The organism is Qipengyuania sp. B-5, from assembly GCF_056857815.1.
This window is the reverse complement of the sequence record NZ_JBSXNU010000012.1, coordinates 1-17,553: the sequence shown is the minus strand read 5'-3', so window position 1 is coordinate 17,553 and position 17,553 is coordinate 1. Positions and strand designations below refer to the sequence as shown.

Genomic DNA, 17,553 nt, shown 5'->3' with positions numbered 1-17,553 from the left:
GCAGGTGTCCTCTATCCATGGACCGGGTTGCTTTTGAACCCGATGATCGCGGCCGCAGCGATGAGCCTGTCTTCGGTATCGGTGATCGGCAACGCCCTGCGCCTGCGCGGCCTCGCTCTTCCCAAATTCGATACCTGAGCGATGGGGACGGGACGGAGATCGCAGGAGTGACGAATCAGACGATGCAGGATCAGGACCAAATCTCTGAGGGATCGCGCGAATGGCGCGGTGCTCATCCAGCCCTCTGGATCGCGATATTCGGAATTCTCATCGCTTTCGCCTGGGAGATGCTCCAGCTTCCTTTCTACCAGTCGGGAGGTCTGTCCCCTGCCGAGGCAGCACGTCGCTGCGGCCTGGCCTCGTTCGGCGATGCCGGGATCATGGTGGCCGCTTATCTCGGCGCCTCTGTCGGCAGTGGTAAAACGCCGTGGCTCGTAGACTGGCCGATCTCGCGTTTTGTCGTGTTCCTGGGAATCGGCCTGGCCATTACTGCCATGGTCGAAGTGCTGGCTGTCGGTGCCGACTGGGGGTGGTCCTATAGTGCAATCATGCCGCTTGTGCCCGGGACCAAAATCGGCCTGGTACCGATCGTGATGTGGGTCGCGGTTCCCACGGCCACCTTGTGGCTCGCGCGCCGTCTCGGCACCGGACCCCGCTGATCGCAAACCGGGATCACCTATCCCTCGACAGCTGCCGGCTGCGGTCCCGATGGTGATCGACTTATCCGAAATCCGGCGATCAGAGCGAGCAGCGTGAGCAATTGCGCGCCGATCGTCTCGACAGTCGGGAAGAAGCCGAGTTCGGCGAGGCGCGGCAAGCCGGCAATGAAAGTGGCGGAAAGAACTCCGGCCTCCTGGAAAGCGCCCACGCCCTTGCCCGCGAGAATGACCGCAAGGATCGCAATCAGGATAGCACTATAGCGGAAGAACTGGGTGATCGGCAGTTTGCGGCTGTAGCGCAGCATGGCCCAAGCAATGAGCGCCAGCAGCGCTACTGCGGACAAGGCACCTGCCAGTATGATGCCGCTGCTCTGCGGGTTCCACAGGGCAGCGTAGAACAGGATAGTCTCGAACGCTTCCCGGTAGACGACCACGAAGGCAAGACCAAAGAGAAACCATGCCGATCCGCGCGAAAGCGCCTTGCCCATTTTTTCCTGGATATAGCGCCGCCACTCCTCGGCCTGGGATTTGCCGTGCATCCAGATCCCGACCGATACGAGAATGACAGCCGCAAGCAGCGCGCCGATCCCTTCGGTCATCTCGCGGCTCGCCCCGCTGATGCTTACGAAGTAGGTTGCTACGACCCAGGTGGCGACACCTGCGAAAAGAGCAGCGATCCACCCACCATGGATATAGGGCAATACCTCGGAGCGCTGCGACTTTTTCACAAAGGCGATCATGGCGATCACAACCAGAATTGCTTCGATCCCCTCGCGCAGGAGAATGGTGAACGCCCCGAGAAAGGTCGAGATTTCGCTGGCCGCCTCAGGAGCCAACGCTTCCTCGGCTCTTGCCAGCAGACTATCGATGCGAGCCCTTAGTTGCTGTAGTTCGGATGGATTCGCACCGGACTCTATTCCGGCCCGGAATTGCCCGAGCGCCTGTTCTACCTCCCGCATCAAACCGCCATCGCGCGTTGCCAGGAGGGCCTCCAGGGGTTCAAACCCGTCGAGATAGGCAGACAGGGCAAGCTGCCGCGCTTCCTCTCGGTTGCCAGCCCGATAAGCTGACAGGCTGCGATCGAGCGTATCGCGAACGAAGGCGAGCGAACCTGCGTCATTTGCCTGTCCCACCGCATCGGGATTGGCGCGAAGATAGGCCATGACGGCGAGCGCACGGTCCTCGCCGATCTGCTCGGCCAGACTTTCCGGTGTGAGCGCGGCGAGCGTCTCGAGATCGGGGACAAGCTGGCGTATGCCATCATCTTCCCGCCAAATACGCTCGCCCTTGGCCACATCTTCAAAAGCAATGCTGCCGGCATGGAATGCAAGCGCCCAGCGATCCTCGTCGGACAGCGATGCGAAGCTGGCCATGGACGTTCCTTCCAGCCCTTGCGTGATGACCTGGTAAAGCCCGAACGCACTGCGCTGCCGCGCCCGGTCGATATCGGTGAAGTCGATCGGCGGGGGATCAAGTGCCTGCATTGCGGCCGGTGGCGCACTTCCGGCGGCGCCGTGACACGAGGCGCAGTTCTGCGCGAAGAGAGTGCGGGCGCGGTCAAGGTCGGGCGCTTGCGAAGGGGCAAGCGGAACCGGGTAGGCTGTCAGCAACGAGGCTGCCAGCGCGCGCGCTAAGCGCCCAACTCGCTCGGCGGGTTCCTTATTGGCGATCAGAGCTCGCAGCTGGTCCGATCGGCGGATGAGTGCTTGATTGTCTTTAGTATCCGGCAATGCAGCGATCTGCCGCGCCACGACATCGGAAAACTCCACCATTTCGCGATATTCGAATTCGTCGGCAACACGTCCCTCGGAAACGGCGGAGGCGTAGTCGACCGCGATATAATCGAGCAGACGCCAGGTGGTTCGCACGTCGGGTTCTTCCGCGTTCGCGGTGACGGACAGACACAGCGCAAGCGCCAGCAGAATGAGCCGCAGTGCCGGATGGACGGTGGCGGAGACGATGCGATGCATGAGGGGTCTCTATATCTGTTGCAATTAATCCGCAATAGCAGGGTGTAGACGGAAATGTATTTCCTCCAACCCCCGATCGCGGGGATATTCTGGAGTTTAGGTAGAGCGCAGTTCGCCGCGTGCCTGATTGAAGACTTCGGCACTTCCCCACACCGCCAGTCCTGCCATGATGCTCGCCACAACCAGATCGGGCCACGCACGGCCGGTGCCGAAAACGCCAATCGCTGCCGCCAGCACGGCGATATTACCGATCGCGTCGTTGCGCGAACAGATCCACACCGAGCGCATGCTCGCATCGCCCGAGCGATACCGGAACAGCATCGCGGCGACGGCGAGATTTACCGCCAGAGCAAGAGAACCGATGGCGCCCATCGTTCCCGGGTCGGGCGACGCCCCGACAAAGAAACCCCAGATGGCCGAGCCGAGCACCCACAGGCCGAAAGCCAGCATGGTCGCCGCCTTTACGAGAGCCGCACGCGCGCGCCAGACGAGCGCCATCCCCGCTACACCGAGACTGATAGCATAGTTTGCCGCATCACCGAGAAAGTCGAGCGCGTCGGCCTGCAAGGCGCGCGAATCCGCAGCAATGCCTGCCACGATCTCCACACCGAACATGATTGCATTAAGGCCCAGCGCGATCCACAGAATGCGCCGCCATGTCGGATCGTTGTTGTTTGCACCGCCCTCATCGGGACCGCAGCAGGTCTTTCCCATTTACTCGACTCCTTGCGTCGATCCGCCCTATGCACCTTGTAGTAACTACAAGGTCAAGCGGCAGGAGCCTTTGTCATGAGAATTGGTCAACTTGCCCGGATAACCGGCGTCAAATCCGAAACAATCCGCTTCTACGAGCGTGAGGGTATCCTCGCTGCCCCTCCACGCACGCGGGCCAATTATCGCGATTATGGACCAGCAGAGGAAGCGCGCCTTAACTTCATACGGCGCGCGCGTGATCTCGGCTTCTCCATGGCACGCATCAGGGAATTGCTCGATCTCTCCGATGATGCCGACCGGTCCTGCGCGGGCATCGACGCTCTGGCCAGAAGCCATCTCGGCGAGGTCGAGCGCAAGATCGCGAGCCTGGAGGCGTTGCGGACGGAACTTGGGCGTATGATCGCTGCCTGCGAGCAAGACACTGTAGGCGATTGCCGCATCATCGATGCACTTGCGGGTACCGCCGAGCCTTGATGTCCGCGCCTCGTGCGCCAGTTCGGTCAGGCTCGCCAATGCACGGCTTTTGTCGGCCGCCCATAAGAGACTTAACTTCGGGAAAGGCCGACGAGTGCGAAGCTGCCCGTGTCGCCATCCCGGGTCTGTCGAACGGGCTATGATGCCGCCGCAGGCCAGTTCCAGACGGCCATTTTTTCAATGCTCATATCCGCCATAGTGTAGGGGATCCCGCCGACGCCAAGCCCGGAGCGGCGCAGCCCTGCAAAAGGCATCCAGTCCACGCGGAATGCCGTATGGTCGTTCACCATCACAGCCGATCCCGCCAGAGACTGTATGCAATGATTGGCGATTGACAGCCGATCGCTGAATACAGCGGCCTGAAAGGCGTAAGGCAGGGCATTGGCCTGCTCGATAGCCAGATCGATATCGTCATAGCCATACACGCAGATCACGGGGCCGAAGATTTCTTCCCGGGATATCTTGGCACTTTCGGGAGGATCGACAATGACGGTCGGGGAGAAAAGAGTGTCACTCAGACGGCTTCCCCCGCACACCAGGGTGCCTCCTGCTGCGATGGCTTCATCGACCCAGCGTTCGACGCGGTCAACTTCCTCCGTTCGGATCAGGGGTCCGCATTGGGTCTCAGCATCGGCGGGATCGCCCACGACCAGCTTTTCGGCAGCTCGCCCTAGGTCATTGGCGAAGTCTTTCAATTCTGCAGCAGGGACGTACACGCGCTGCACGGAAACGCAGACCTGACCCGAATGATAGAACCCGCCTTTGAGCAACGAGGCGATCACTGCTGCGCGCTCCACGCCGCTGTCCACGATTACCGGCGCCGCGCCGCCGTGCTCGAGAGCAATGCGGGTTCCCGGCGCCAGCTTCGAGCGAAGCATCCAGCCGATCTTCGCAGAACCGATGAATGAGAAGAACTCCGTGCGCGGATCGGTTACCATTCTTTCGGCAATATCGTTGCCGCAAGGTGCGAACCGGCACCAGGCCTCGGGCAGGCCGGCTTCATGAAGAATGCTCACGAAGCTCTGGCATGACAGAGGCGTTTCCAGCGCAGGCTTGATGAGAACGGGGCACCCGGCTGCTACCGCCGGTCCAACCTGATGGACGATCAGGTTGAGCGGGTGATTGAATGCCGAGATCGCCACGACAGGACCGATCGGCTCGCGGAAGGTATATGCCGTCCTTCCCGCACCCGCTTCTGTCAGGTCCATGGGGATCTCGTGACCGCCGCCATCGCTGAGCGCCTGAACGCATAAGTCGACGCTGTTGATCGCGCGACCGGCTTCCACGCGCGCATCGACCAGCGGTTTGCCGCCCTCCCTGACGATCTGGAGAGCCAGATCCTCGGCTCGTTCGCGCATGATATCCGCAGCCCGCCGGAGGATGGCGACACGCTCGTGCACGGCAAGCCAGCCATGGCGGTCGCGGTGGAGCAACTGCGCTTCATTCAGCCATTCATCGATTTGAGGCCAGTCGACAAGCGGCACTTCTGCAACCGGCTCGCGGTCGAACGGATTGTGAACGATCGTCTTCATAGCTCGCACACCTTTGCGCCGAGTTCGTCGATCAGCACCTTCTTGTTTTCGGAGTAGTCGACGGGCAGATCGACAAGGTGCACGCCGCCCGCCTCGAATGCGGCGTTCAGGACCGCCACAAGATCTGCGCTCCGCTCGACCCGGTGACCGGTCGCTCCATAGCTTTGTGCGTAGGTGACGAAGTCGGGATTGGAAAAGGTTAGGCCGTAGTCCGGAAAGCCGAGCTGGTCCTGCTTCCAGCGGATCATGCCGTATGCCGCATCGTTCAGGACGAGTACGACGAGGTTCAGGCCCAGCCTGACGGCCGTTTCCAGCTCCTGCGAGTTCATCATGAACCCGCCATCGCCGCATACCGCGAGCACTCTGCGCCCCGGCGACAGCATCGCCGCCATCATGGCCGATGGAAGGCCTGCGCCCATCGTCGCCAATGCATTGTCGAGAAGGATGGTACCCGGTTCATTCGCAATGTAGTTTCTGGCGAACCAGATCTTGTAGATACCGTTGTCGAGCGCAACGATATCATCGCGCGCCATTACGCTGCGTACGTCGGCAACCACGCGCTGGGGGACCATCGGAAAACGTTCGTCGTCGCTGGTTTCGGAGATGTGCGAAGCAATCTCGCGATGCAGCGCGGTATAATAGCCGCGGTCGCATTGGAGCTTGCCATCCAAACGGCTTCCGAGGCGCTCGACCGATCCGGCGATGTCGCCGATGACCTCGAGCTGCGGGAAGTAGACCTGATCGACTTCGGCCGCCTTGTAATTGATGTGGATGACGGTCTGCCCGCCCGGCTCCATGAAGAAGGGCGGCTTTTCAACCACATCGTGACCGATATTGACGATCAGATCGGCCTTTTCGATCGCGCAGTGAACATAATCTCCCGACGATAGTGCTGCGGTGCCCAGATAGAGCTCGCTATCTTCATCGACCACGCCCTTGCCCATCTGGGTGTCGAAGAATGGAAAGCCGGTATCAGACACGAATTTGCGCAACGCTTTCGAAGCGCGGCGGCGGTTCGCTCCGGCACCGATCAGGAGCAATGGCCGCTCAGCCGCGATGATGCGCTCGGCCGCTTCGTCGAGCGCAGCATCTCCGGCGACCGCATAACGCCTGTAATGCGGAGGTATGACCGGTTCGATCGTTTCCTCTTCAGCGATATCTTCCGGCAGCTCGAGCAGTACAGCGCCCGGCCTTTCTTCCTGCGCCAGACGGAAACCTTCGCGAACGAGCGAGGGAATGCGATTGCCGTTCACGATCTGGGTCGAAGCCTTGCAGAGCGGCGTAAACAGGGAAACGACGTCGACAATCTGGAACTGGGCCTGTTTCGATGTCTTGATCGGTTTCTGCCCAGTAATAATGACGAGCGGAAAGGCCCCGAGCGCGGCATAGGCCGCCGGTGTGGTCAGGTTCGTGGCACCAGGCCCGAGCGTTGCCAGGCACACACCTGCCTTGCCGGTCAGGCGGCCATAGGTCGCCGCCATGAAGCCAGCGCCCTGTTCGTGACGGGCCAGAACCAGCGTGATGGCGGAAGTTCGCAGCGATTCCAGGAGATCCAGGTTCTCTTCGCCTGGAACGGCGAAAACATATTCGACGCCCTCGGCCTCGAGCGCGGCGACCATAAGATCGGAAGCTTTCATTCGTTGGTCCTCATTTTACGGGTTGCAGGGCGGTTCATGTCGTGCGCTGCCAAGCAGCTTACCCACAGCGACCGACCCGATCGCCGCGCTTGTCAATGGTCGCGGTCATGGTCGTGATGATGGTTCTTCTCGACCTGATGGTCCGGGATCATGTCGGGATCACAGTCTGCAGCGAGACAGGCTTCGAACGTTGCATGGGCGATGGCGTGCTGCGTCTCGAGCATACCGCGAGCCCGCGCCTTCACATCCTCGAAAGCCTGCAACGAAGATTCGGCAGGAACGATATGCGCCTCAAGCGCGCGATAATGCTCACTGATGCTCCAGACATGGACGTGATGGACGTCGGCCACGCCTTCTGTGTCACGCAGGTCGCTCACAATGCGATCGAACTCGCTTTCGTCCGGCACCGCACCCATCAAGAGCCGCACCGTGCGAGGCAACAAAGTGACGCCCTGCCAGATCACATAGGCAGCAATGACCACAGTGATGATCAGATCGGCAATATAAAGTTCGTATCGCAGAATGAGTACGCCAGCCACGATCACACCGACCGACGCCAGCGCATCGGACACATTGTGCAGAAAGGCGGCTTTCATGTTGAGGGAGTTCTCCGAGCTGGCGTAAACCATCACCGCCGTAACCACGTCGATCACCAGCGCTATCCCGGCGACCCAGATTACGGTCCACCCCTCAACGGGTTGAGGGTCTGCGAAACGGTTGATCGCCTCGACGAGCAGATAGAAACCGATGATAAGCAAAGTCGTCAGATTGATGAGCGCCGCCACGACTTCCGCACGAGCATAGCCGAAGGTCATAAGCTTGTCGGCTGGCCGGCGCCCGATCCGCCTCGCAAACAGAGCCAGTCCAAGCGATGCCGCGTCGCTGAAATTGTGCAGCGCATCGGCGATCAGTGCGAGCGAACCCGACAATATCCCCCCGATGATCTGGGCGACAGTCAGCAGGACGTTGAGGGCGACGGCCAATACAAGGCGGCCGTCGCTCATGCTTTCTTCGCCGTGACTGTGCCCGGCATGACCGCCCGATTGTGCCACTACCTGCCTCCTTTTTCTGTTCTCTTGGTCGTCGTAACGGACTGCGCGGGGGAATGCTGGAACGTGCTGTTCGAGACATCGAGTTCGCGCGACAGTTCTCCAAGCGCCGAGATCGCGAGGCCGAGCAGCGCGAACCCTCCGACGAATGCCAGGAGCGTAATATGATTGGCGGCGACCGATCCGGTTCCCATGCGAAGCAGCGCGCGCGCCGATGCAACTATAAGAAAGCCCGGGATAATAGCCGCTAGCCAACCTCGCCCGTTGTCGGTGAATCCGTGCAGCGCCCAAAAGGTCAAGAGAGCGATCCCGATGAAAAACAGGGAAAAGAGGACAAGTAGCGCAAGCTGGTCCATCCTGCTCACTTGGGCGGATCGGTATTCATCGATCGCCTGGCGTCCTATTTCCAGGTTCGCAAAAACAAGCGCTGCAGACACCGCCATTGCTGTCGTCGCGGATGCAGCAGCGGCAGCACCCAAGATAACGCTGTAAGGCAGGATATCGGACGCCATCGACACCGAGATGCGACGTACCAGGGTTGGCCTATCGGAGCATCGCTCAGGTCCGTCATCATCCGGTCTGAGTTTTGCGTATCGACCAAGCTCGTTGAAAATCAGAAGCAGCAGGCCGCCCGCCAGCATCAAACCAGTGAGTGTCCAGCGGGTGAGAGGAGATTGTCCCAGCGGAAGAGTTAGCAAGACGGCAAGGGCGGCAAAAGCACCCGAAACGCCGCCCGGCAGGAGCGGATGCAGGAAGCTCCAACTGCCTTTTGCCAATTTGCCGCCAATCATGACCCCGATGCCTGATAGCATCGCCAGGACAAGGACCCGCGAAAGGTCCTGCGCGGCAAACAAGGTATCGATTAGCGTCAATTCCTCTTCTCGCCGTGGACGGTTCCCGCCTCGTCGTGCACATCCATATGCGTATCGCGCAGGATCTGCACTCCGCCGTAAAGCGCTATGCAGGCGACCGCTATTCCGACCACTAGGTCGGGCCAGTTGGCACCGGTAATCAGCACAACGATGCCGGCGATGATGATCCCGCCATTGGAGATGAAGTCGTTGAAGCTGAAGGTTGTCGCCGCCCGCATATTGACGTCCTTGTTCTCCACCTTCTGCAACAGGCGCAGGCAATAGAGATTCACCAGTCCCGCGATGAACGCCATCGCCATCATCAATATCCCGCCCGGATCGGACCCTTCCACAAACCGTCGGTAAGCATCGAAGATAACCCCAGCAGAGAAGATCAGCAGCATGATGCCGGAGAAACGCGCGGCCCCGCGTTTCCAGGTCCGCGAGCGGGTTAGCGCAAGCAGGCTGAGCGCATAAACGATTGCATCCGATGAATTATCGAGGCCGTTTGCCAACAGCGCGTTGGAATCGGCAAAATATCCGACCGCGAAAAAGCCGATCGCGATGGCGACGTTAAGCCACAGGACAACCCACAGGGTCTTGCGCTTTTCGGGCGACCCGGCATCGACCTCATGTCCGCCACTCATGCTGCGTCCTCCCCGGTTTGTACCCAGCTTTCCGCATGACTACGCTGTGATGGCCGGAAAAACTTCATTTCGGCGCGGAAGAGTGAGGATGACAATTTCCAGCCCCGCTCTTCCCATTTGCTGTCGTCGATCATGGCGATCCGGCCGAAACAATCCTTATGCCGGATGTCGAACTTGAGATCGCGCCAGAGACCTCCGAAGTCCCAACCCGAAAAGTCAGGCGCGAGCTCGATCACCATCGGGACGGTACCGGCCTCGCGCTCTGCGATATGTTCGAATTGGGGAACAAAGCGGTCATAAGCTTCATCCCCCTGCCTGCCTCCGGCACGTATCCAGAGCAGTCCGTTCTTTTCCTTCAGTGCCAGCACCGTATTCTCCTTTCCCGATCGGTCATGTGATGTCCTTCAGCTCGCGCTGCTCATCGCTTGTCACATTGCGCCGCAGCCTGTCCCACCAACGCTGTCGCCAGGTCCGGTCATCTTCTCTGGTCCCGAAAACCAGCTTCAAGATTGCGGGCAAGACGAAAAGGGTCAGCGCGGTGGCGGTGATCAACCCTCCAATGACGACTGTCGCCAAGGGACGTTGCACTTCCGCGCCGGTCCCGGTCGCAATGGCCATCGGCACGAAGCCGAGCGATGCAACGAGCGCGGTCATGAGAACCGGCCTTAGGCGCGCCAATCCACCATCGACGATGGCGTCATCGAGCGCCATGCCCCTGTCGAGCCGCTGACGGATCGCAGTCACCATCACGAGGCCATTCAAGGTCGCCACACCCGACAGGGCGATAAAGCCTACCGCCGCAGATACCGAGAATGGCATCCCGCGTAGAGCCAAGGAGAAAATCCCGCCTGCCAGGGCCAACGGGATCGCGCTGAATACGGCGAGCGCCGGCACCCAGCCCCCAACCGCCATGTAAAGCAGCAAGAGAATGACCGCGAAAGCGATAGGAATGACTATCTGAAGTCTTTCCTGAGCAGCCTGGAGGTTCTGGTATTGACCGCCCCACTCGATAAACGCGGCAGCGGGCAGTTCGACCTGCGCCGCAACCCTTTCCTGGGCCTCTTCTACAAAAGACCCGAGGTCGCGTTCTCGCACGTTGGACGAGACGATCACCAGTCTGCGTCCCTGTTCCCGGCGAACCTCCGCGAGACCATCCACCACACGGAACTCGGCAACCGAGCGTAGCGGTATGGTTGCCCCGTTCGGGAGCAGCACCGGCAAAGCACCCAACTGGTCGAAATCGTCGCGGGTCGCGTCCGACAACCGCACAACCACATCGAAGCGGCGATCGCCTTCGAAAACGAGGCCCGCAGGCCGACCGCCCAGTGCGATCGCCACCGATTGCGCAACGTCTTCGACCTTCAGCCCGTAACGGGCAATCGCTGGCCGATCGAAGGCAATATCGAGGGTGGGGAACCCGGTCACTTGCTGGACCTTGACGTCCGCGGCGCCGTCGACATTGCGCAGCACGCCCGCAACCTCGTTCGCCGCTGAGGTCATGGCGCTGAGATCGTCTCCGTAGATCTTGACGGCAACATCTCCGCGAACGCCTGCGATCAATTCGTTGAACCGCAATTCGATCGGTTGGCTGAACTCGTAAAGGTTGCCGACGAGACTGCTGAGGGCGCTCTCCATTTGCGCGACCAACTCGTCCTTGGCGAGGTCGGGATCGGGCCATTCCTCACGGGGTTTGAGGATCACGTACGCATCGGAAGCGTTCGGCGGCATCGGGTCACTGGCCACTTCCGCCGTGCCCGTCCGCGAAAAGACAAGCTCGACTTGCGGAAATTGCTCGAGCCGGTCCTCTACCCGCCTTTGCATCGCGAGCGAACGTTCGAGCGATGTCGAAGGAATACGCAGCGATTGCACGGCGATGTCGCGCTCGTCCAATTGCGGTGTGAACTCGCTCCCGAGGAAGCTGAACACGAAGGCCGCAAAGGCGAAGATGCCGACGCCGACGCCGATGACCGGCCAGGGGCGGGTGATCGCCCTGCGGACCAGCGGTCCGTATCGCTCCTTGGCGATCCGGATCGGCTTGACCTCCTTTTCGGTCAGCTTTTTGTTGAGCAGGATGGCGATCATTGCCGGGACGAAGGTCAGCGACAACACGAACGCCGAGGCGAGCGCGAGCATGACCGTGATCGCCATGGGTGAAAAGGTTTTGCCTTCGACGCCGGTAAAGGTGAGAAGCGGTGCGAAGACGAGAAGAATGATCGCCTGGCCGTACACGGTTGGCTTGATCATTTCCTGCGCGGCAAGCCGCGTTTCCGTCAACCTCTCACCAAGTGTAAGAAGTCGGCCCTCGTGTTCCTGTCGAGCCGCGAGCCTCGCGACGCTGTTCTCGACGATGATGACGGCACCATCGACGATCAGGCCGAAGTCCAGCGCACCCAGGCTCATGAGATTGCCCGAAACGCCGAGCCGGTTCATTCCGATCGATGCCATCAGCATGGAAAAGGGGATGACCAGCGCCGCGATGATCGCTGCCCGGATGTTGCCCAGCAGCAAGAACAGGATCGCAATGACCAGAAGCGCGCCCTCGACAAGGTTCTTCTCGACGGTCGCGATCGTCGCATCGACCAGGGAAGACCGGTTGTAGACGATCTCCGCGACAATTCCTTCCGGCAGGGAGCTGCGGACTTCCTCAAGCCGTTCGGCCGCCTGGGCCGAAACGGTGCGGCTATTCTCGCCCGCGCGCATGAGCACGGTGCCCACGACCGCTTCATCGCCATTCAGCGACGCCGCGCCAGTTCGAAGGTCACCGCCGATGCTGACCGTGGCGATGTCCCCTACGCGAATAGGCACTCCCTCGCGGGTGGAAACGACCGCCTGCTCGATATCCTCGACGCTGCCGAGGCGCGCATCGACCCGGGCGAGGAGGGCTTCACCGGCCCGTTCGACGAAATTGGCCCCTTCGGCGAGATTGGCCGCTTCCAGCGCGTCGATCACCTCGTCGAACGACAAACCGTAACCGGTCAATCGTGCGGGATCGGGTTGGACGAGATATTGCTTTTCGAAGCCGCCGATGGAGTCGACACCTGCCACACCGTCGACCGACCGCATGAGCGGTGCAACCACCCAGTCCTGAATGGTTCGCAGATAGGCAGCCTTGGCAACATCGCTGTCGAGCCGGTCGCCACGTTCGGTCACGAAGCTCCCGTCGGACTGCCATCCGACCGCTCCGTCCCGCGGCGCTTCCTTGCCGTCAGGATATTCGTACTCGATGGTATACATGAGCACTTCGCCCAAGCCGGTCGAGATGGGTCCCATCACCGGTTCGGCACCCTCGGGCAGCGAAGCGCTTATGGGCGTCAGCCGTTCGTTGACCTGCTGACGCGCGAAATAGATGTCGGTCCCTTCCTCGAAAATCGCGGTCACCTGGCTGAACCCGTTGCGCGATATCGAGCGTGTCATTTCCAGACCCTCGATGCCAGCAAGCCCGGTTTCGACAGGATAGGTGACCTGCGTCTCGACTTGCGAGGGCGAAAGGGCTGGTGCCTCGGTGTTGATCTGCACCTGTACGTTGGTGATATCGGGCACAGCATCGATGGGCAGGCGGAGCAAATTCACCACGCCAAAGATTGCCACACCGAGGGTCAGCACGACCATCGCCCAGCGAAAGCGCACGGCGACGTCGAGGATCATGCCGATCAGGCCATGGCGGTGGGGGCGATCCGCGTCCTGCATGTGATCAGTGTCCATGCTCGGCCTCCTCCTTCTCGAGTTCAGCCTTCAGCAAGAAGGCGTTGGCGGTGGCTATCCGCCAATTTGCTTCGAGACCGGACTCGATGACCACCCGTCCTCCCGAACGCGCACCGGTGACCACTCGACGGGTTTGAAACCCGCGGCGCGTGCGAACGAAGACCACCTCTGCGCCATCGATTGTCTGGACGGCACTTTCCGGCACCGACATACGGCCTGCATCGACCTCGCCCGAAGGGCGGATCCGTGCCTGCAGGAAGGCCCCGGGTTGCAGGCCGGGGATTGGCCTTGCCAGCGACAGGACCGCCGTGGCGCTGCGGCTTTCGGGATCGAGCGAGGGAGTGACGGATCGCACGCGCGCACCCACTTCCCGGTTGTCCGCGATTTCCAGCGTAGCCTCGTCGCCAGGCTGGATGCGGCTTGCTTCAGCCGACGGGAGGGCAACCTCGACCTGCATGCCGCTCGGATTCACGACCTGATAGAGTTCTTCCCCGGCCTCGACGAAGGACCCGAGAACGATAGGCGCCGAGGTCACTCGGCCCGCGAGCGGGCTCGTAACCGCGAGTGAGCGCCCGTCGCCGCTAACACCCGCCGCCGAGACTGCCGCTTGGGCACGCGCAAGTTCCGATTGAGCAACCTGCAGATTGGCTCGGGCGGCCTCGAGATCCTGCCGCGCGGTGACATTGGCTTCGAAAAGGCGGCGCTCTCGATCGTAGGCAGCAGACAATTCGTTGACCCGCGCGCCCGCTGCGCTGAGTTGCGCCGCAAGAGCAGCGGCGTCGGCGCTCTCGATGCGGGCAATCGTCTCTCCCTGCCTCACGTAATCACCCAGCGTTTTGCCGACACTGCGGACTACGCCCGCTGCGCGGGCATCGATGCGGGCACTTGCCGTCGGGCTTGCCGCGACGGTGGCCGGAAAGACCAGCTCGACCGCCGATCCCTGACCGACGGTTTCGACCTCTATCTGGGACGCTTCGATTTGTTCGGCGCCAAGCAGGACAAGCCCTTCGGGAAGCTCGGCCTCCTCGCTCGTTTCCTCAATGTGCTGGTCGGCACTGCCACTTGGCCACAGCATAAACACTGCAGCGGCGATTGAAACGATCACGCCGATAAAAACGGCCAGACGTCTACGGTTCATTTGGAAATACCTCATTGTGCGCCGAGCCAGATCAGCGTCGCCGCCAGGCGGCCACGATCTTCCTGGGCTTGAATCAATGCTTCACGGATGGTGTCGCGCGCTTCGGCCGCAGCCAGAACTTCGATCAGCGGAAATCTGCCGTTGCGGTAGCCAATCCGAACGAGGCGCAAGGCTTCCTCGGCTTGGGGCAAGGACGTCTCCGCGAGGGTCTCGACCCGCGCTTCGGCTGCCAGAAATTGTCCGCGAGCCTGCGTGACTTCGAGTTCGAAATCGGTGCGGGCAATCGCCTCCCGTGCCGTCGCGGCGCGAAGCCGCGCCTCGGCAGCAGCGATGTTTCCTTGGTTGCGATTACTGAACGGAAACGGGATCGAAACGCCTACGAGGAACGCCTGGTCTCTGCTTTCCTCGAACCGTCGGACACCGGCGGATATCGCCGGATCCGGAATGCCTAAAGAGCGTTCCCGGGCGATCGCGGCATCTGCAGCCTCGCGTTCGGCACGGGCGATCTGGAGACGTAAGGCCGAAGGCGAGGCGAGCAGCGTTGCCGGAGGTTCGATCTCGGGGAACACCGAAGGCACGTCCGCAGCAGGTGCTGCCTCGCCCCAAAGCGCGGCCAGCGCATTCCTCGCCGCACTGTCGGCAGCCAGGGCCGCTTCAAGCTCCGCGAGCGCCTCCGCAAGTGCCGCTTCGGCACGAAGCGAACGCAAGGGAGGCTCCCGCCCGACATCGACCAGTACCCCTGCGATCCTGGCAAGCTCGCGGTTGCGCTCGACTATGTCCCGCGCGAGTTCCAATCGGGCTGCCGCAGCGACGGCTTCCACATAGCGCTCGCGCACCGATCGCCCGAGCTGAGCAACCGAGAGCGCTCCTGAAAGGGTCGCGACGCGCGCCTCCGCCTGGGCGGCGCGGACGCGCGCTCCTCGTTTGCCGCCCAATTCGAGCCGCTGGCTCAGGGACAAAGTGTACTCGGTGGCCTGCAATCCCGAAAATGCGCCGCTTCCGGCAATGTTTTCGGCTTCGAAAGCAATTTCGGGGTTGGGCCGCAGCCGCGCCTGGTCGACCAGGGCCCGCGCCGCGTCGGCTTCGGCCCGCGGTCCGATCAGGCGCGGATTTTCTGGGGGCTCATCTGCGCTGTCGACGATGCCCGCACGAGCGAGCGCAGCTTCGAGCGTCAGAAGCTCACGCTCCTGCGCCGCCACGGTCGTGGCTTGAGCGGCGAGGAACAGCCCTCCAAGGAGGACCCCTCGCCAATGAATGGCTGACATTTTTCGAAAATTCCTCTGCTGACGATCCGAACTGCGCTGCGGCATGCAGCGCGGTGACGGTCGTCAGGCGCAAGGGGGGCGCTTCAGCCGGTCGGCAATTTCGGAAGCGAGCGCTTCGGCGGGAGGCGCATCGGGAACCACGACCAAGTGAGGGACCGAATTCTTCTGCACGGTGCCGGCAAAGCTCGCCCCGTGATGGCAATGGCCGTGTCCACACACGCCGTGTTGCTCGGCCGGCGCATCCGGATCGCCCGGCACTTCATCGGCGGCTGCGGATGACGCAGACGCGCTATCGAGCGAAGCCAGAACGGGCGTGCTTCCGGGCGCCACTTCGGCACCGCAAGCAGCAGCATCCGCCGCCGTCACGAACACCATCGCGACCAGCATGAGCAGGACGACGAAAGGGTGCAGGACAAGGCGACGATAGCTTGTAGTCATGGATTCCAACGGCTCCTAGCAAACCGCATCAAGATTGCAAGTTCCGTAACACGATGAAGTATAAGTCTTTTGTTACAGTATAACAGTCCTCGAATACTGTTTCGGTCTTTTAGAACGGCGCGATCAGGCCGCGCGAAGCTCGGGATGCGGATGTTCGCAGCGATGAACTTCGATCGTGACGTGCACATATTCTGCATGCTCTGAAAGTCGGCTGGCATAATTGTCGGGCGCGAGCGGATCATCGGCGATGAGCGAGGCGATGACTGCATACTTGCCGGGACCGATCCGCCAGATGTGCAGATCGCCGATCGCGGCGTCCCGGTCCTCGAGCGCCTCGCGCACCTCTGTGTACCGTTCAGAGGCCGCTTCGGCGTCGACAAGCACGGCAGCGGTATCGCGCAGCAGTGACCATGACCAGCGCCCGATCACGAATGCACCCACCAGCCCCATTGCCGCGTCCATCCATGCCCAGCCGAGGTACATGCCGGCGAGAAGGGCCACGATAGCCAGGACGGAGGTCAGGGCATCGGCAAGCACGTGGAAATAGGCGGAGCGCAGATTGTTATCGGCATGCGCATGGTCGTGGTGATGATGATGGTCGTGATCATGCCCATGGTGATGATCGGCACCAAGCAGCCAGGCACTCGCGAGGTTCACCACGAGGCCGAGCACGGCGATCCAGATAGCCTCGGTATAGGCAATCGTGAGCGGACTGACGAACCTTTGAGCCGATTCAACCGCGATCCCGATTGCGAAGATGGCGAGGACAAGCGCGCTCGCGAAGCCGGCGAGGTCGCCCACCTTGCCGGTACCGAATGTGAAACGCGGGTTGTTCGCATGGTGCTTGGCAAACCAGTAGGCGAAGGCCGCGACGCCCAAGGCACCTGCATGGGTCGCCATGTGGATACCATCGGCGAGAAGCGCCATCGATCCGGTCCACAGGCCAGCGACGATTTCGACCACCATCATCGCGGCGGTCAAGGCAACGACATAACGCGTGCGCCGCTCATGGGCGTCGTGCGAGGCGCTCAGGAAGTTGTGATCATGGGCGAGCGGATTGGAGTCGGCGTGATGCATGCGAGGCTGATACCCCGAGATGCCCTTTCCAAGAAATCCCTCCTTGAAACGAAAAGGCAATCGACGTCGATTGTCTGAGATGGTCGCCGCAGCCAACCGATCATAGAAATGCTGCGGCGACCAACAGACTATTATCCCTTAGTCTTGGATCGGGACGTGACGGCCCTGCGATCGACCACGGTGATTCGGCGCGTCTTGGCATCGATCACCAGTCGTTCGGTGACGCCATTGCCCGGAAAGGCGACGACGTAACGCGGATTGAGCGCGGCATCAAGATCGTGATGCTTACCGGCGACAGCGAAGCCACCGCGCGTGCGGTAGCAAGCCAGGTCGGTATCGACGAAGTCGAAGCGAACGTCTCGCCCGAGGACAAACATCGCAAGATCGAGCAGTTGAAGAG

The 17,553-nt window shown here is 61.4% G+C and carries 16 protein-coding genes and 1 pseudogene; 3 read left to right on the top strand and 14 right to left on the bottom strand.

Going from position 1 to position 17,553, the window contains the following annotated elements:
• Nucleotides 1-167 precede the first annotated feature (167 nt).
• Nucleotides 168-659, top strand: coding sequence for a hypothetical protein (locus tag AC13CE_RS00445; protein ID WP_482971107.1), 492 nt, complete (start codon nucleotides 168-170; stop codon nucleotides 657-659).
• Nucleotides 660-676: 17 nt separating this feature from the next.
• On the opposite strand, the gene AC13CE_RS00440 is transcribed toward AC13CE_RS00445, so the two are convergent.
• Nucleotides 677-2,629: an FTR1 family protein gene (locus AC13CE_RS00440; RefSeq protein WP_475501373.1), complete on the bottom strand. Its 1,953-nt coding sequence runs from the start codon at nucleotides 2,627-2,629 to the stop codon at nucleotides 677-679.
• Between the two features lie 96 nt (nucleotides 2,630-2,725).
• The gene (locus tag AC13CE_RS00435) at nucleotides 2,726-3,343 is read right to left on the bottom strand and encodes a cation efflux transmembrane domain-containing protein (RefSeq protein ID WP_482971106.1); all 618 of its coding nucleotides are present in this window, start codon (nucleotides 3,341-3,343) and stop codon (nucleotides 2,726-2,728) included.
• 75 nt (nucleotides 3,344-3,418) lie between these two features.
• Here AC13CE_RS00435 and AC13CE_RS00430 point away from each other — a divergent pair, with 75 nt between their 5' ends.
• Nucleotides 3,419-3,817: a MerR family transcriptional regulator gene (locus AC13CE_RS00430; protein WP_060703638.1), complete on the top strand. Its 399-nt coding sequence runs from the start codon at nucleotides 3,419-3,421 to the stop codon at nucleotides 3,815-3,817.
• Nucleotides 3,818-3,954: 137 nt separating this feature from the next.
• Here AC13CE_RS00430 and AC13CE_RS00425 read toward each other — a convergent pair whose 3' ends face one another.
• The 12 genes and pseudogenes from AC13CE_RS00425 to AC13CE_RS00370 all read right to left on the bottom strand — a co-directional run.
• Complete coding sequence (locus tag AC13CE_RS00425) at nucleotides 3,955-5,349, bottom strand: aldehyde dehydrogenase family protein (protein WP_482971105.1); 1,395 nt, start codon at nucleotides 5,347-5,349, stop codon at nucleotides 3,955-3,957.
• On the bottom strand, nucleotides 5,346-6,986 hold the full coding sequence (locus tag AC13CE_RS00420; protein ID WP_482971104.1) for an acetolactate synthase large subunit: 1,641 nt from the start codon (nucleotides 6,984-6,986) through the stop codon (nucleotides 5,346-5,348). The genes AC13CE_RS00425 and AC13CE_RS00420 overlap by 4 nt, the downstream gene beginning before the upstream one ends.
• A gap of 92 nt (nucleotides 6,987-7,078) precedes the next feature.
• Nucleotides 7,079-8,038 carry a cation diffusion facilitator family transporter gene (locus tag AC13CE_RS00415; protein ID WP_482971103.1) on the bottom strand — a complete coding sequence of 320 codons (960 nt, stop codon included), beginning with the start codon at nucleotides 8,036-8,038 and terminating at the stop codon, nucleotides 7,079-7,081.
• Nucleotides 8,038-8,907, bottom strand: a complete 870-nt coding sequence (locus AC13CE_RS00410) for a hypothetical protein (protein ID WP_054522853.1) — start codon at nucleotides 8,905-8,907, stop codon at nucleotides 8,038-8,040. Before AC13CE_RS00410 ends, AC13CE_RS00415 begins: the two co-directional genes overlap by 1 nt.
• Nucleotides 8,904-9,533 carry a cation efflux transmembrane domain-containing protein gene (locus AC13CE_RS00405; RefSeq protein ID WP_482971102.1) on the bottom strand — a complete coding sequence of 210 codons (630 nt, stop codon included), beginning with the start codon at nucleotides 9,531-9,533 and terminating at the stop codon, nucleotides 8,904-8,906. Before AC13CE_RS00405 ends, AC13CE_RS00410 begins: the two co-directional genes overlap by 4 nt.
• Nucleotides 9,530-9,901: a SpoIIAA family protein gene (locus AC13CE_RS00400; RefSeq protein WP_482971101.1), complete on the bottom strand. Its 372-nt coding sequence runs from the start codon at nucleotides 9,899-9,901 to the stop codon at nucleotides 9,530-9,532. The genes AC13CE_RS00405 and AC13CE_RS00400 overlap by 4 nt, the downstream gene beginning before the upstream one ends.
• A gap of 22 nt (nucleotides 9,902-9,923) precedes the next feature.
• A complete protein-coding gene (locus AC13CE_RS00395; protein WP_482971109.1) occupies nucleotides 9,924-13,187 on the bottom strand; it encodes an efflux RND transporter permease subunit in 3,264 nt (1,087 codons plus the stop codon).
• 37 nt (nucleotides 13,188-13,224) lie between these two features.
• Entirely contained in the window at nucleotides 13,225-14,373 is a 1,149-nt protein-coding gene (locus tag AC13CE_RS00390; RefSeq protein ID WP_482971100.1) for an efflux RND transporter periplasmic adaptor subunit, read from the bottom strand.
• 11 nt (nucleotides 14,374-14,384) lie between these two features.
• Nucleotides 14,385-15,638, bottom strand: a complete 1,254-nt coding sequence (locus AC13CE_RS00385; protein WP_119595029.1) for a TolC family protein — start codon at nucleotides 15,636-15,638, stop codon at nucleotides 14,385-14,387.
• A 63-nt stretch (nucleotides 15,639-15,701) separates the two neighbouring features.
• Entirely contained in the window at nucleotides 15,702-16,076 is a 375-nt protein-coding gene (locus AC13CE_RS00380) for a hypothetical protein (RefSeq protein ID WP_482971099.1), read from the bottom strand.
• 123 nt (nucleotides 16,077-16,199) lie between these two features.
• On the bottom strand, nucleotides 16,200-17,153 hold the full coding sequence (gene dmeF, locus AC13CE_RS00375; RefSeq protein WP_482971098.1) for a CDF family Co(II)/Ni(II) efflux transporter DmeF: 954 nt from the start codon (nucleotides 17,151-17,153) through the stop codon (nucleotides 16,200-16,202).
• A 131-nt stretch (nucleotides 17,154-17,284) separates the two neighbouring features.
• Nucleotides 17,285-17,416: pseudogene (locus AC13CE_RS00370) on the bottom strand (chromosome segregation ATPase); the annotation flags it as partial.
• Nucleotides 17,417-17,434: 18 nt separating this feature from the next.
• On the opposite strand from AC13CE_RS00370, the gene AC13CE_RS00365 reads away from it, so the two are divergent.
• Nucleotides 17,435-17,553 (top strand): hypothetical protein (locus AC13CE_RS00365; RefSeq protein WP_482971108.1); only part of this gene is annotated, 119 nt, incomplete at its 3' end.